At 70.3% G+C, this 14,707-nt stretch carries 15 protein-coding genes and 1 tRNA gene; 2 read left to right on the top strand and 14 right to left on the bottom strand.

From position 1 onward, the window contains the following. Positions 1 to 605: 605 nt before the first annotated feature. The 11 genes from ACZ6R6_RS25315 to ACZ6R6_RS25265 form a co-directional block, all read right to left on the bottom strand. Positions 606 to 1,121 carry a hypothetical protein gene (locus ACZ6R6_RS25315; RefSeq protein WP_470097197.1) on the bottom strand — a complete coding sequence of 172 codons (516 nt, stop codon included), beginning with the start codon at positions 1,119 to 1,121 and terminating at the stop codon, positions 606 to 608. Next, positions 1,118 to 1,627: a hypothetical protein gene (locus ACZ6R6_RS25310; RefSeq protein WP_470097195.1), complete on the bottom strand. Its 510-nt coding sequence runs from the start codon at positions 1,625 to 1,627 to the stop codon at positions 1,118 to 1,120. The genes ACZ6R6_RS25315 and ACZ6R6_RS25310 overlap by 4 nt, the downstream gene beginning before the upstream one ends. A 364-nt stretch (positions 1,628 to 1,991) precedes the next feature. Further along, entirely contained in the window at positions 1,992 to 3,050 is a 1,059-nt protein-coding gene (locus tag ACZ6R6_RS25305) for an ABC transporter ATP-binding protein (protein ID WP_470097193.1), read from the bottom strand. A gap of 255 nt (positions 3,051 to 3,305) precedes the next feature. Then, complete coding sequence (rplL, locus tag ACZ6R6_RS25300) at positions 3,306 to 3,698, bottom strand: 50S ribosomal protein L7/L12 (RefSeq protein ID WP_470097191.1); 393 nt, start codon at positions 3,696 to 3,698, stop codon at positions 3,306 to 3,308. Positions 3,699 to 3,782: 84 nt separating this feature from the next. Beyond that, on the bottom strand, positions 3,783 to 4,307 hold the full coding sequence (rplJ, locus tag ACZ6R6_RS25295; protein ID WP_326819884.1) for a 50S ribosomal protein L10: 525 nt from the start codon (positions 4,305 to 4,307) through the stop codon (positions 3,783 to 3,785). A 284-nt stretch (positions 4,308 to 4,591) separates the two neighbouring features. After that, positions 4,592 to 5,425: an SCO4651 family lipoprotein gene (locus ACZ6R6_RS25290; protein ID WP_470097189.1), complete on the bottom strand. Its 834-nt coding sequence runs from the start codon at positions 5,423 to 5,425 to the stop codon at positions 4,592 to 4,594. Positions 5,426 to 5,567: 142 nt separating this feature from the next. Continuing rightward, positions 5,568 to 6,281 carry a 50S ribosomal protein L1 gene (rplA, locus tag ACZ6R6_RS25285; protein WP_470097187.1) on the bottom strand — a complete coding sequence of 238 codons (714 nt, stop codon included), beginning with the start codon at positions 6,279 to 6,281 and terminating at the stop codon, positions 5,568 to 5,570. 181 nt (positions 6,282 to 6,462) lie between these two features. After that, the gene (gene rplK / locus ACZ6R6_RS25280; protein WP_470097185.1) at positions 6,463 to 6,894 is read right to left on the bottom strand and encodes a 50S ribosomal protein L11; all 432 of its coding nucleotides are present in this window, start codon (positions 6,892 to 6,894) and stop codon (positions 6,463 to 6,465) included. 116 nt (positions 6,895 to 7,010) lie between these two features. After that, positions 7,011 to 7,838, bottom strand: a complete 828-nt coding sequence (gene nusG / locus ACZ6R6_RS25275; RefSeq protein ID WP_470097183.1) for a transcription termination/antitermination protein NusG — start codon at positions 7,836 to 7,838, stop codon at positions 7,011 to 7,013. Between the two features lie 67 nt (positions 7,839 to 7,905). Continuing rightward, a complete protein-coding gene (secE, locus tag ACZ6R6_RS25270) occupies positions 7,906 to 8,154 on the bottom strand; it encodes a preprotein translocase subunit SecE (protein WP_306859662.1) in 249 nt (82 codons plus the stop codon). Between the two features lie 76 nt (positions 8,155 to 8,230). Then, positions 8,231 to 8,303: transfer RNA gene (locus ACZ6R6_RS25265), tRNA-Trp, on the bottom strand. A 255-nt stretch (positions 8,304 to 8,558) separates the two neighbouring features. On the opposite strand from ACZ6R6_RS25265, the gene ACZ6R6_RS25260 reads away from it, so the two are divergent. After that, entirely contained in the window at positions 8,559 to 9,764 is a 1,206-nt protein-coding gene (locus tag ACZ6R6_RS25260) for a pyridoxal phosphate-dependent aminotransferase (protein ID WP_470097181.1), read from the top strand. Positions 9,765 to 9,940: 176 nt separating this feature from the next. Here the strand turns inward: ACZ6R6_RS25260 and ACZ6R6_RS25255 are convergent, their stop codons facing one another. Beyond that, the gene (locus ACZ6R6_RS25255) at positions 9,941 to 11,896 is read right to left on the bottom strand and encodes an ATP-binding protein (RefSeq protein WP_470097179.1); all 1,956 of its coding nucleotides are present in this window, start codon (positions 11,894 to 11,896) and stop codon (positions 9,941 to 9,943) included. Positions 11,897 to 12,238: 342 nt separating this feature from the next. On the opposite strand from ACZ6R6_RS25255, the gene ACZ6R6_RS25250 reads away from it, so the two are divergent. Beyond that, the gene (locus ACZ6R6_RS25250; protein WP_470097177.1) at positions 12,239 to 13,264 is read left to right on the top strand and encodes an adenosine deaminase; all 1,026 of its coding nucleotides are present in this window, start codon (positions 12,239 to 12,241) and stop codon (positions 13,262 to 13,264) included. Here ACZ6R6_RS25250 and ACZ6R6_RS25245 read toward each other — a convergent pair. Together ACZ6R6_RS25245 and ACZ6R6_RS25240 are read right to left on the bottom strand one after the other, a co-directional pair. Beyond that, positions 13,253 to 14,035 (bottom strand): hypothetical protein, encoded by a 783-nt coding sequence (locus ACZ6R6_RS25245; protein WP_470097175.1) that lies wholly within the window; start codon positions 14,033 to 14,035, stop codon positions 13,253 to 13,255. The genes ACZ6R6_RS25250 and ACZ6R6_RS25245 overlap by 12 nt on opposite strands. Further along, a complete protein-coding gene (locus ACZ6R6_RS25240) occupies positions 14,022 to 14,666 on the bottom strand; it encodes an RNA polymerase sigma factor (RefSeq protein WP_470097173.1) in 645 nt (214 codons plus the stop codon). Before ACZ6R6_RS25240 ends, ACZ6R6_RS25245 begins: the two co-directional genes overlap by 14 nt. Positions 14,667 to 14,707 lie beyond the last annotated feature (41 nt).

Genomic DNA, 14,707 nt, shown 5'->3' with positions numbered 1-14,707 from the left:
GCCTCGACCCGCCCCTTCCACTTCTCGTTGCCGAGCAACCAGTCGAAGGACTCGGTCTGGAGAGCGAGAAGATCAGGAACTTCGAGCGGCTCCTGAATTCGTGCGAAAGACACACGACGGGGACCAGCGGGTACGGCGAAGGCGTTGCGCGAGGCTGCCAACAGATGTCCTTCCGAGGGCTCGCGGCGGACTGACTACACGCACGCCAGACGACCATGCATCAGAGCACCAAAAGAAGCGGGTCGTCAAAGGGCAGCGCAAAGGGGCAGTGTAGCCGAACGGCATACACCTGTCCACTTCAGTCTTGCTGCATGCTCCACGTTGGTCGCAGCATCGCCCGTCAGCGCCGAAACGTCAAGCCCGCGACCCGACATTTCGGCCGGGAAGCAGCCGTGACGCTGGGAGTTTTCCCCCCACGTGACCTGCGCACACCACCGGCTCCAAGACGATACCCGCGACCTGGGGTGGCTAACGCTCAGTCACACGCCGGTTCGAACGCTAGCCGAGGAACGGCTGACGATCGACACTGCCATGGGTGATGTACCCGGAGGCTTGCCAGGCCCAAACATGGTCTTTACTAACAATTGAGCAACCCGCCACGCCGACTAGCCCGGCGGAGGGTCTCCGAGCAACGTGGACAGCTCCGCCACCAGCCAGCGCGAATCCTTCCTGACCATGACCAGCCGGGCCCGGTTCTGGCTGACCTGGCGCCGCGGCTCCTTCTCCCCCGCGAGGGTCTTCACGGTGCCGGTGTTCATGAACAGCAGCACCTCGACCCGGCCGGACCGGGCCGACTCGACCGCCGCCCCCGCCACCGTCACCTGCTGCACCGTGTGCTCCCGTTTCGCCAGTGGCACCAGGGTCGTGGCGAGCTTCTTGTAGTGCTCGGTGAGGGCGCCGGTGGTGTAGCCTCCGGCCCGTGCGAAATCTTGTTCGATCGTACGATAGTCGTACGACAACATGTCCGAGGCGACCAGGCGCGCCGCCGCCAGCGCCTCACGCCCGTCGGCCTCCTCCTCGCGCAGCCGGCCGAGGTCGGCGGACATGACCCAGACGGCGGCCGCGAGCGCGAACGCCACCGCGGTCAGCACCCCCGTCACCAGCAGGGACAGGCGCGTCACAGGACCAACTCCGCCTTCGACACGAGCCAGACGCCTCCGACCTTGGTCACTTCCATGTTCCACCGGTAGAACCGCTCCTGCGGCGCGTCCTTGCTCCCCTCCCGGCGGATCAGCGCATCGCCCACCGCCATCACCTGGGCCCTGTCCCCCCGCAGCGAGACGAGACCGCAGGCGCGCAGCGCGCCCGTCTGGACGACCTTGTCCTTGAGCGTGGTCTCCTTGAGCGCCGCGAGGTTCCTGGCGTACTCCGCCTTGGCCGGCCCCGTGGAGGTGTCGAGGATGCGTTTGATGTCCGCGTCGACGCTCGGATGGCTGACCGAGAGCAGATCGACCGCGTGCGCCCCCGCCGCCTGGACCGCCGCTTCGCGGTCGTCGGCGGCCGCCTGGGCCTGACGCAGGTCCCCGCCGATCCAGAAGGCGGCGGCCAGCAGCGCCGCGATCAGCACGCCCAGCGCCGGTCCGGCGATCCTCAGCGGGCGAGGGGGCCGAGCAGCTTTCACCGCCATGCGTTGTCTCCCGTCGCACGGTCTCCGGAACGCCGGCCGGCGACCGCCCAGCGCCGGCCGTCCAGACCGGTAAGCCCCCGGTCGCCGGATCATAACCCGTCGCGCGGATCACCCACAGGAGGCTTTCCGGAGCCGTTTGCGGCTCCGCCGGTCCCGGAGCCCGCCGTACGGGCCGGGAGGACCCCGCGGGGCGGGTCGGAAGGTTCCGCCGGAGGGGGCGGGAGAGCCCCCGCCGGAGGGGTCGGGCCGGAGGGTCGGGAGACTCCACCGGACGAGGCCGGGAGAACCCCCGCGAGGCGGGACCGGAGGGGGCGGGAGGGCTCCTGCCCTGCGGGCCGGAGGGACCCCTGTCACGGGGGCGGGGTCACCTCACGCTGTTGACGTGGGCCGCGACGAGGCGGGGATACTCCTCCAGCCAGTTGCGGCCCCGCTCGTCCACGAACGAGTTCGGCGGCGGGATGACGCCGTTGGCCGCCAGCCAGGAGCCGGGCGGGCGCTGCGTGCGCCGGATCCGGCCCGCGCTGGGCATGAGCTGCGGCGGGATCGGCGGCAGGCCGCCCGGGTCGTGCCCCATCTGCGCCTCCGCCTCCAGCTCGGAGACGTCCTTCTCCTCGGACATGCCGATCGGCCCGTGACGGCGGGCGTTGAGGAACTGCCGCACGACGGGCTCGTCGCTGGAGAGCAGCATCTCGCGCGGCCCGAACATGACCAGCTCCCGCCGGAACAGCAGGCCGATGTCGTCGGGCACCGTGCGCGCGGTGTTGATGTCGTGGGTGACGATGAGGAACGTCGCCTCGGTCTCCGCGTTGAGATCGACGAAGAGCTGGTTCAGATAGGCCGTGCGGACCGGATCCAGGCCGGAGTCGGGCTCGTCGACCAAGATGATCTCCGGGTCGAGGACGAGCGCCCGGGCCAGGCCGGCCCGCTTGCGCATGCCGCCGGAGATCTCGCCGGGGAGTTTCGCCTCCGCGCCGAGCAGGCCGACGAGGTCCATCTTCTCCATCACGATGCGGCGGATCTCGCTCTCGCCCCTCCTGGTGTGCTCGCGCAGCGGGAAGGCGATGTTGTCGTAGAGGTTGAGCGAGCCGAACAGGGCTCCGTCCTGGAACAGGACGCCGAACAACCTCCGGAGCTCGTAGAGCTTGTTCTCGCTGCAGTTGGCCAGGTCGTGGCCGTCGATCCAGATGTGGCCGCGTTCGGGCCTCAGGAGACCGACCAGGGTCTTCAGGAAGACGGACTTGCCCGTGCCCGAGGGGCCGAGCAGCACCGAGATCTCTCCGGCGGGGAGGGTCAGCGTGACGTCCTCCCAGATGACCTGCCTGCCAAACGACTTGGTCAGGCCCTCGACCACGACTTCGACGCCCACGTGCCGCCCTCCGGAGGCCACCGATCGTGACCGGTCGGCGGCTTGACGGGGAATCACCTACGGATGACACAACCGTAGCCACGATCGCCCGGATTGGAAGAGGGTCCAATAAGATCCCGTGATCGTTACGGCACGGTTATGAGACATGGCGTCCAACAGTGACCGCATGGCCGGCAGCGGCCGGCCGTGCGCGCGGGCGTGCCCGTGGAAACGACGCACGGGCGTGCCCCCTCGGAGGGGACACGCCCGTGCGGACACAGAAAGAGCGGGCCACCGGCACCTGGTGGACCCGCTCTCTCCGGTGAAGCCGAATTACTTGACGGTGACCGTCGCGCCGGCGGCCTCGAGGGCGGCCTTGGCCTTCTCCGCCTGCTCCTTGTTGACCTTGCCGTCGAAGACGGGCTTGGGGGCGCCGTCCACGAGGTCCTTGGCCTCCTTGAGGCCCAGGCTCGTCAGAGCGCGGATCTCCTTGATGACCTGGATCTTCTTGTCGCCGGCGGCCTCGAGGACGACGTCGAACTCGTCCTGCTCCTCGACCTCCTCGGCGGCGGCAGCGCCACCGACGCCCGGAGCGGCGGCGACGGCGACCGGAGCGGCGGCCTTGACGTCGAAGGTGTCCTCGAAGAGCTTCACGAAGTCGGACAGCTCAAGGAGGGTCATCTCCTTGAAAGCGTCGAGCAGCTCGTCGGTGCTGAGCTTCGCCATGGTGGTTCCTCCGTATGGATCTAACAACTAAGAATTGGGACCGCGGTATGTATGCGCTAATCCCCTACGACCGCTTGCGCGGACCTACTCGCCGGCCTCTTCGCGCTTGGCGCGCAGAGCCTCGGCCAGCTGAGCCATGTTGGTGGGCAGCGCGTTGAAGACGGCGGCCGCGTGGCCCTGCTTCGCCTTCAGAGCACCGGCCAGCTTCGCGAGGAGGACCTCGCGCGACTCAAGGTCGGCAAGCTTGCTGATCTCGGCCGGGGACATCGACTTGCCGTCGACGACACCACCCTTGATGACCAGGAGGGGATTGGCCTTGGCGAAGTCACGCAGACTCTTGGCAGCCTCGACCACGTCGCCGTTGACGAACGCGATCGCCGACGGACCCGCGAGCAGGTCGTCGAGCTGGTTGATCCCGGCCTCGTTGGCCGCGATCTTGGTCAGCGTGTTCTTCACCACGGCGAACTTCGCATTCTCACCGAGAGAGACGCGCAGCTGCTTGAGCTGAGCGACGGTGAGACCGCGGTACTCGGTCAGAACGGCAGCGCTAGAGCCTTCGAAGCTGCTCTTGAGCTCGGCTACAGCCGTTGCCTTTTCCGCCTTCGCCATGGGCCTCCTTCCAGATGTGCCGCCGGCAAAGGCCCATGAACACAGACAAGCCCCGGCGCAGGCGCACGGGGCTCACATAAGGATCAAACCAAATGGAAACTCACATCACACCTACGCGGGCCGTCCACAGACGTGGATCCTTGGGTCATCAGGCCATGAGGCCCGACGACGACCGGCGGTCTTCGGCGTTGACAGCATACGGCCTGCCGGGCCGCATGCCAAATCGGGCAGGACGGCCCGCGTCCCCGGCCATCCGGGCCGGGGACGCGGGCCGTGGCCGGAGATCAGTTTCCGGCGGGGCCGTCCGGGAGGTCGCCCACCTGGTCGGCGGGCGGCGCGGCGATCTGCACGGGCTCGTTGAAGCCCCTGAAGGAGGCCGCCAGGTTGAACGTGGCACCCTGCTCGGAGCCGCTCAGCGTCACCCTGCGGGGCAGACTCTCGGCGTCGGACCACAGGTCGAACTTGACGTCCTTGACCCGCGAGAGCTCCTCCTGGAGCTGCTCACGCTCGGCCGGGTCGACCAGCTGCGCGGCCTCCGCCACCGGGAAGGTGCCGCTGTAGTGGGTCGTCTCCACCCCGCCGACCGTCTCGGTGCCGACCGCCTTGACGTCCTTCGACGCCGTCAGCAACTTGACGGTGCCCGCCAGGTCGAACTGCTGGACCTGGGCCATCACGTCCTTGACCTCGGCCTGCTCCTGGGCGTCGAGCTCGGTGAGCGACACCTTGATCCACGGCTTGGTCGCGCCCGCGAACTTGTTGATCAGCTCCGACTTCACGTAAACGGTGTCACCGGACAGGATCGCCCGCGCGCCACCGGGCACGTTCTGCCCGCCGAAGGTGATCGTGTCCAGCTTGATGTCGGTCGCCAGCTCGGGCTTGCTCTGGTAGAGCAGGCTGCCCTGGACCTTGCTCGCGCCCTTGTCCCCACCGGTGGCGTCGAGCACCAGGTCCGCCGAGTAGGAGGTGACCTCCCCGGCCCGCTGCGCGCTCTGCTGCACCGCCTCGGCGGCGGCGAGCCTGACCTTTCCGAGGGATGCGGTGCCGTCTTGCGCACCACATCCCGTGACCGCGACCAGCGCGGCCGCTCCCAGTGCCAGTGCGGGAGCCAATCGGCGCATCCGTCTCACCCCTTCGTGTCCCCCGATCAACTTGTCTACGACACTACGTGGCAGACGCCCGGCGCGCGTCCTCCGGGAGAACGAAGAAGGGCCTCAACCGAATGGCCATTCGGTTGAGGCCCTCTTACGGGGACGTCTGGTATCAGGCGTCGAGCTCGGCGGTCATCGCCCGCGTCACGTTCGGGTCGACCGGGATGCCCGGGCCCATGGACGTGGAGAAGGAGACCTTCTTGATGTAACGGCCCTTGGCCGCCGACGGCTTGAGACGCAGCACCTCGTCGAGGGCGGCGGCGTAGTTCTCGATGAGCTGGCGCTCGCCGAACGACACCTTGCCGATGATGAAGTGCAGGTTCGCGTGCCGGTCGACACGGAACTCGATCTTGCCGCCCTTGATGTCGGTGACGGCCTTGCCGACGGCCGGGGTCACCGTGCCGGTCTTGGGGTTGGGCATCAGACCACGCGGACCGAGCACGCGGCCCAGGCGGCCGACCTTGCCCATGAGGTCCGGGGTGGCGACGACGGCGTCGAAGTCGAGACGGCCCTTGGCGACCTCGTCGATCAGCTCGTCGGCACCGACGATGTCGGCGCCCGCCGCGCGGGCCTCCTCGGCACGGTCACCGGTCGCGAAGACCAGGACCCGGGCGGTCTTACCGGTGCCGTGCGGGAGGTTGACGGTGCCACGCACCATCTGATCCGCCTTGCGGGGGTCGACGCCGAGTCGCAGGGCGACCTCGACGGTGGCGTCGAACTTGGTGACCGAGGTCTCCTTGGCCAGCTTGGCCGCCTCGGCCGGGCTGTAGAGGCTCTCGCTGTCGATCTTCTCCGCCGCGTTGCGGAAAGCCTTGCTGCGCTTCACTTGATCACTCCTGTGGATCCGAGTGTTCGTGGTGCGGGCCAGCGCCTGGCCCCTCCACTTACTTCGAAGTTGTGGTGCCGGACGCGCTCACTGCCGCGTCCGCTGTCGGACCCCCGCCGGTCACGCGGATCATGTCTCGCGTCCGCGCGCTCGCCGCCGGGCCCGGCTCGCCGCTTTCCAACTAGTCGGCGATCGTGATGCCCATCGACCGGGCGGTGCCGGCGATGATCTTCTCGGCCGCCTCGATGTCGTTGGCGTTGAGGTCCTGCATCTTGGTCTCGGCGATCTGGCGCAGCTGCTCCTTGGTGAGCTTGCCGACCTTGTCCTTCTGCGGGACGGGCGAGCCCTTCGCCACACCGGCGGCCTTCTTGATCAGCTCAGGCGCCGGGGGCGTCTTCGTGATGAAGGTGAAGGTGCGGTCCTCGAAGATGGTGATCTCAACGGGGATGATGTTGCCGCGCTGGGCCTCGGTGGCAGCGTTGTACTGCTTCACGAAGTCCATGATGTTGACGCCGTGCGGACCGAGGGCGGTACCGACCGGCGGAGCGGGCGTGGCCTGGCCAGCGGGAAGCTGGACCTTGACCAGTGCCGCAATCTTCTTCTTAGGAGGCATGGTTCTCTCCGGGTCCTAATCGGGGTGATGCGGCTCCCACGCAGACACGGGGAGCATGTCGGCAGGCCGCACTACGCGAAGCACGGCCGCCGAACGTCTTAGTTTATGTGACCGGGTCAGATCTTCGAGACCTGGTTGAACGAGAGCTCAACCGGGGTCTCACGACCGAAGATCGACACCAGCACCTTGAGCTTCTGCGACTCGGCGCTGATCTCGCTGACCGTGGCGGGCAGCGTGGCGAACGGGCCGTCCATGACCGTGACCGACTCGCCGACCTCGAAGTCGACGGTGGCGGCGGTGGCCTTGGTGGTGGACTTCTTGGCTTCCTCGGACGGCTCCGGCGCGAGCAGCTTGGCGACCTCTTCGAGGCTCAGCGGGCTCGGCTTGTTGGACAGGCCGACGAAGCCGGTAACACCGGGCGTGTTGCGCACCGCGGACCAGGACTCGTCGGTGAGGTCCATCCGGACCAGCACGTAGCCGGGCAGCACCCGCTCCTTGACGAGCTGGCGCTTGCCGCTCTTCACCTCGGTCACGTGGTGGGTGGGCACCTCGACCTGGAAGATGTAGTCCTCCATGTTGAGGGACTGCGTGCGGGTCTCGATGTTGGACTTCACGCGGTTCTCGTAGCCGGCGTAGGAGTGGATGACGTACCACTCGCCGAACTGGCTCCGCAGATGGCGCTTGAACTCCTCGACCGGGTCGACGTCGGGGAGGACGTCACCGTCCTCGTCGACGTCGTCCGCCGGGACCTCTTCGGCCTCCTCGGCCTCTTCGGCCTCGTCGACGGCGTCGGCCGGGGCCTCTTCGTCCTCGGCCTCGGCGTCGGCATCGACGTCAAAGTCGTCGGACTCGGCGAGCGAGTCCTCCGCAGCGTCGATGACCTCTTCCGGCTCGCCCGCCCGCTCCTCGCGGGGCTCGCCGGCCGGGTGTGAAGACTCGGACACGGTGACTCATTCTCTTTCCGTCGATGGGCTGATGGACTTACCGCGGGAGGACACGCCGGATGGCGGCTCAGGCTCCGCCGAAGATCCGCAGGACGCCCTCGGTGAACACCGCGTCGAGCCCAGCCACGATCCCGACCATGAGTAGAACGAAGACCAGCACGATTATGGTGTAAGAAATCAGGTCCTTACGCGTAGGCCAGATGACCTTGCGCAGCTCAGCGACAACCTGCCGGTAGAAAAGGGCGGGAGAAGTGCGCTTCGCCTTCTTCTCACCGCTCGGCTTGTCTGCGGTTTCGCCGCGCGTGTCGATCGCCACAGTCCTCACCTGATCCGGTCGTATCCAACGCATGTCTGCGGCGCGCTAGACGCCCTGATGCGCGGACCGCTCCTCGCAGGGCACGAGGGACTCGAACCCCCAACCGCCGGTTTTGGAGACCGGTGCGCTACCAATTGCGCTAGTGCCCTAAGACATGAACCACCATACATCGGTTGGACCGAGGTTTGTCCGTGGCTCACGGTCTTGACCGCCGATTCACGCATACGGCGGGAAGACCATGGGGAGTCTACGTGGGAATGGCCTCCACGTCGAACCGGTGACGATCCGTCCCGGTCGCCTCCCGGATTACCGCCTCTTTAACCCTCTTGTACGGCCTGCTGGTGACTCGTCCACATCCTGGATAAGCGGCGGAAACAGAGCCACAGGTCTGTAACCATGGAGGCATGACCCGTCCTCGCATCTCAGCGCGTATCTCCGCGATCTCCGAGTCCGCCACGCTCGCCGTGGACGCCAAGGCCAAGGCGATGAAGGCGGCGGGCCGCCCGGTCATCGGCTTCGGCGCCGGCGAGCCGGACTTCCCGACTCCCGACTACATCGTCGAGGCTGCCGTCGAGGCGTGCCGGAACCCCAAGTTCCACAAGTACACGCCGGCCGGCGGCCTGCCGGAGCTGAAGCAGGCCATCGCCGACAAGACGCTCCGCGACTCCGGCTACCGGGTCGACGCCGCCCAGGTCCTGGTCACCAACGGCGGCAAGCAGGCCGTCTACGAGGCGTTCGCCACGCTGCTGGACCCGGGTGACGAGGTCCTGGTCATCGCCCCCTACTGGACGACCTACCCCGAGGCCATCAAGCTGGCCGGCGGCGTCCAGGTCGACGTCGTGACCGACGAGACCACCGGCTACCTCGCGAGCGTGGAGCAGCTCGAAGCGGCCCGCACCGAGCGCACGAAGGTCCTGCTGTTCGTCTCGCCGTCCAACCCGACCGGCGCGGTCTACACCCCCGAGCAGGTCGAGGCGGTCGGCCGCTGGGCCGCCGAGCACGACCTGTGGGTCGTCACCGACGAGATCTACGAGCACCTCACCTACGGCGGCGCGACCTTCGCCAGCATCGCCACCGTCGTGCCCGAGCTGGGCGACAGGGTCGTCGTCCTCAACGGCGTCGCCAAGACCTACGCGATGACCGGCTGGCGGGTGGGCTGGCTGATCGGCCCCAAGGACGTCGTCAAGGCGGCGACCAACCTGCAGTCGCACGCCACCTCCAACGTCGCCAACGTCGCCCAGGCCGCCGCCCTGGCCGCCGTCAGCGGCGACCTGTCGGCCGTGGCGAAGATGCGCGAGGCCTTCGACCGCCGCCGCCAGACCATGGTCCGCATGCTGAACGAGATCCCGGGCGTGCTCTGCCCCGAGCCGAAGGGCGCCTTCTACGCCTACCCGTCGGTCAAGGAACTGCTGGGCAAGGACTTCGGCGGCAGGCGCCCGCAGACCTCCGCCGAGCTCGCCGAGCTGATCCTCGAAGAGGCCGAGGTCGCCCTCGTCCCCGGCGAGGCCTTCGGCACCCCGGGCTACTTCCGCCTGTCCTACGCGCTGGGCGACGAGGATCTCGTCGAGGGCGTCAGCCGGGTGGCCAAGTTCCTGGGCGGCGCCCGCTAGCCCCGGGCACGTCTGCACGAGGAAAGGCCCGGGCCCGCGCCCGGGCCTTTCCTCGTGTACGGCCACGGCCCCCGGCACACGCGTGGGGCCCGCCGCTCGCGGAGCCGGCCGGGGCGCGGGGGCGCCCCTGGGGCGGGCGGGCTCCCCGTACGGGTCAGAATCGGGAGCCGTACGGGTCAGAACCGGGAGAAGGTCTCCTGGAGCGTGCGCTCCACGGCGGTCTGCAGGCTGATCGAGGACCCCACCCTGGCCAGCCGCTCGAACTCCGTCCTGCCCATGCGCCCGCGCAGCCTCAGCTCGGCGACGCGCAGCAGGCTCGCAAGCATGGGTGAGCGGCTGGGCGACACCTCGGCGCTCCGCCAGGCGGCGTCGGCCGCGCCGAGCAGGAGGGCGGCGAACGTGTCGTCCACACCGGACTCGGCGATCACGGCGGACAGCTCCAGCCCCTCCAGCATGGAGAAGGTGTCGCCGAACAGCTGGGCGCCGAGGAGGGCGTCGCGGATGGCGGCGGCGGCCTCGGCGCTGTTGCCGAGCAGGTGCTCCAGCTGGCCCAGGAGGAGGTTCAGGCGGATGAGGGTCCACTGGTCGCCGCAGGATTCGCAGAGGTCGCGCCCCTCCTGCAGGACGGACACGGCCTGCCCGTGATTGCCTTCGAGCATCATGGCGGTGGCCATGACCGTGTAGGTGGGCAGGAAGCCGGGGAAGAAGTCGCCGGTCGAGCGGTGCCGCCCGCGGGCGTGCCTGATGTGCCGCAGGGCCTCGCCCACCTCGCCCCGCAGCACCGCCAGGTGGGACCGGAACTGGCTGACGTAGGCCGCGGCGTGTCCGTCGGCGTCCGCGGCGACGCACTCGGCGAGGGTGCGCTCCGCGTGTTCGAGCTCACCGCGCCGGATCGACAGCCAGGCGTGCGCCAGAAGCGCCTTGAGCCGCTCGGGACCGGGGGCGGGGGCGAGGTCCAGCCCGCGCCGGAGAAGCTCGTCGCCCAGGGCGTGCATGCCGCAGCGCGTCCACAGCGACCACAGGTTGCCGGCCATGTCGAGGCCCTTGCGGTGCTCCTCCGGCCGGGAGTAGCAGTATTCGACGGCCACGCGCATGTTGCCGGTCTCCGCTGCCAGCCGCCGGTACCGCTCCAGCTGCAGGTGCTCCCCGTCCAGCTCGGCGCGGGCGGAGCGGCCGTGGAAGTGGTCGCGGTGGCGCCGGCGCGTCTCGCCGGTCTCGCCGAGCCGCTCCAGCCAGACGGCGCCGAACGCGCGGGCGGTGCCCGGCAGGCGGTAGCGGACGTCGAACTCCCCCTCCTCGCGGGCGAGGACGGACTTGTCGATCAGGCCGAGCAGGGTGTCGAGGACCTCGCCGGCGTCGAGCCCGTCGGCGGTGCAGACGTCCTGGGCGGCTTCGAGGTCGAAGGTGTCGGGGAAGACCGACGCCCTGGCCCACAGCAGGCGCTCCTGCGGGCTGCACAGCTCGTGGCTCCAGCCGTGGGCGGCGCGCATGGAGCCGTGCCGCCGGCCGTCGGAGGCGGTGGCGAACACGTCGGCGGCGGCGGGGTCGGGGGCGGCGGCGGCGAGCTCGATCGCCAGCGGCAGGTTGTCGAGCCGTTCGCAGAGCGCCGCCGCGTCGACGCCGTCGAGCCTCCTGTCGGCGAGGACGGCGAGCAGGTGGACGGCGTCGGCCGTGGGCAGGCCGCCGACCTGGTAGAGGTGCTCGCCGGGGAGCCCGAGCCGCTGCCGGCTGGTGACCAGGACCCGCAGCCCCTCGACGGAGCGCAGCAGCAGGCCGACCAGGATGCCCGCCGCGCCGACGGCGCGGTCGCAGCCGTCGAGGACGATCAGGCTCCGGCCCCGGGCGAGCCGGCGGACCAGCGCCTCCATCGCCGGCTCGCCCGGCCGCCGGGCGGCGCCGACCGCGTCCGCGAGCGTCTCGGCCAGCGAGGCGAGGTCCGCGGGGGTGTCGGACAGGTCGGCGACGTGGACGCCGCCGGGAAACTCCGTTCCGAGGGTCCGGGCCAGGCTCAGCGCGAGGCGGGTCTTGCCCACCCCCGCGGTGCCGGTCAGCGTGACGTGACGCGCCCTTTCCAGCAGGGCGGAGACCTCGGCCAGCTCTGCCTGCCTGCCGACGAAGACATCCGCTCTCATTGCAGCCCCAGCTCCGTACTGACTACACGTGTCCCTACGGTCGCATGACGGAACGGTCGGCTGGTACCCCATCTGCCACATTTCCCCGGGTCACGCCGCCAGTCAGGAACATGTGCCGTGGCAGCCGCGCCGCCGGCCCCACGACCGGATCCGGGGAACGGACTCCCAGCGCGGACTCGCGACACGGACCCCCAGAACGGACCCGCCGGACGGGCCCGGACGCCGGCGGGCGCCCCGGCCGGGAAAGGCGTGCCGGCCGGGGCGCCCCGGCGCGGGCGCGCCGACGGGTCGCCGGCGGGTTGGGGCCAACGGTGACCGCCGGTGCCGGCCGTACGGCACCATATGGAAATGCCACGTCCCCTCAGCGAACTGCCCAAGGCCCACCTGCATCTGCACTTCACCGGCTCGATGCGGCACTCCACCCTGATCGAGCTCGCCCGGGAGCAGGGTCTGCACCTGCCGGACTCGCTGAAGGAGGACTGGCCGCCCAGGTTGCGGGCGACCGACGAGCGCGGCTGGTTCCGCTTCCAGCGGCTCTACGACATCGCGCGGGCGGTCCTGCAGCGGGAGGACGACGTCTACCGGCTGGTGCGCGAGGCCGCCGAGGACGAGGCCGCCGAGGGGTCCCGTTGGCTGGAGATCCAGGTGGACCCGTCGGGATACGCCCAGCGGTTCGGCGGGCTCACCCCGGCCATGGAGCTGATGCTCGACGCCGCGGACAAGGCGGCCGGCTACGCGGGTATAGGGATCGCGGTCGTGGTGGCCGCCAACCGGACCCGGCACCCGCTGGACGCCAAGACGCTGGCCCGTCTCGCCACCCAGTACATGGACCACGGCGTGGTCGGTTTCGGGCTCTCCAACGACGAGCGCCGCGGCCGGGCCCGTGACTTCGACGGGGCCTTCCGGCTCGCGAAACGGGCCGGGCTGCTGGCCGTACCGCACGGCGGGGAGCTGCTGGGCGCCGCCAGCGTGGCCGAGTGCGTCGAGGTGCTGGGCGCCGACCGGGTGGGACACGGCGTGCGGGCGGCCGAGTCGCCGCGACTGATGGAGCTCCTCGCCGAACGGCAGATCACCTGTGAGGTCTGCCCCACCTCCAACGTCGGGCTCGGGGTGGCCGAGCGGGCCGAGGACGTGCCGCTGCGGCGGCTGTTCGACGCCGGCGTGCCGATCGCGCTGGGCGCCGACGACCCGTTGCTGTTCGGCGCCCGGCTGCTGCCGCAGTACGAGCTGGCCCGGCAGGTGTACGGCTTCGACGACGCGGAGCTCGCCGAGCTGGCCCGGCAGTCGATCCGGGCGTCGACGGCCCCGGAGCACGTCCGCCGGGAGCTGTTCAAGGAGATCGACGAGTGGCTGGCGTCAGCGGACTGAGCCGGCGATCTCCAGGGCCCGCCGGAGATCGCCGACGCCCTCCAGGCGCAGGCCGGTCCGTCCTTCCTGCCAGATGAGCGTGGGGCCTGCCGTGCGGGGGCGGACCGGGGCCTGGCCGCCGCCCCGGGGCAGGTAGCTCAGGCCGTGGCGGGCCTGGATCCACTGTCCCCGGGAGGCGCCCGCCACCGGGACCTCCTCCGGCCAGGGCGGGCCCAGCTCCTTGCGGAAGACGACCTGGAGCGTGCCGTCGTATTCGTCGAGCCTGACACCCGGCCACAGCAGCGACACGACCCGGCCTCCGTCGCCCACCCTGACCTCGCGGGGATCGCCCAGCCCGGCCGGGACGGAGATCGGGAACGCCGCCTGCTCCCGGGCCTGCTCCAGGGTGACCCGCCGCTCCCCCGGCAGCGGCTCCGGCAGCCCGGACGGCAGCGGCCCGGGGGCACCGATCTCCAGCTCCACCCCCGCGAACCGCAGGATCTGCGTCACCGCGGCCCGCCCCACCGGGGTTCCTCCGAGGAACAGGGCGAGGAGGATCGCGACAGCGGAGACGATCGCCCGCCGCCGTAGGTGACCGCCGAGCCTCGGCGCCCGCCATGCCCGCCGTACCGGCGCGGTGGGCGGGGCGGGCGCGGGGTGACGGTCGGCGGCGGGGAGGGCCTCCAGACGCGCCCGTACGGCCCGCGCCACCCCGGCGGGGGGCGGGGCCGGGACGTCGACGGACTCGCCGAGGGCGAGGAGCCGGGCTTCGAGATCGTCAGGCGAGGTCACGGTCCACCTCCTCACGCAGACGCTTCAGGCCGCGGAAGGCCCGCGACTTGACGGTGCCGGCCGGGAGGTCGAGCACCTGGGCGGTCTCGGCCTCCGACAGTTGCAGGAAATACCGGCAGACGACGACCTCACGTTCCCGCACGGGAAGCGTACGGACCATGTCGAGGAGCCGGGTCCGCCGGTCGGTGGCGACGGCCACGTCCTGCGGGTCCTCCACCCCGGGAGGGTCCAGCTCGGTCAGCTTCACGGCCAGCTCGGCCCGGCGGCCCCGCGAACGGGTCAGGTTGTGGGTCTCGTTGGCCACGATCCGCAGCAGCCAGGGCCGGAACGGCGCCTCACGGCGGAAGCCGGCCAGGTGGCGGTATGCCTTGACGAACGCCTCCTGGACCACGTCCTCGGTCTCGTCGGCGGCGCCGAGCATCGCCGCCGTGCGGTGCGCGAGCGCGCTGTAGCGGGTGACCAGCACCTCGTAGGCGTCCAGGTCACCGGCCAGGGAGCGGGCGATTGCCTCGTCGTCGTCCGTCGGGGGCTCCTTCGCGGTGTCGTGAGAGATTCCACCGCACGGCGACGCCCGGAGGGAAGCCCCCGGGCAGGAGCTCCCGGCCGGAGTCCCGGGCCACGGCCGGTCCACGGGGCCGGGCGACCGCCGTCCTCCCGGCCCGAATCACGGCC

The organism is Streptosporangium sp. NPDC048886 (assembly GCF_055586905.1).
The sequence above is the reverse complement of the archived record's forward strand: the minus strand, read 5'-3'. Positions and strand labels throughout refer to the sequence as shown.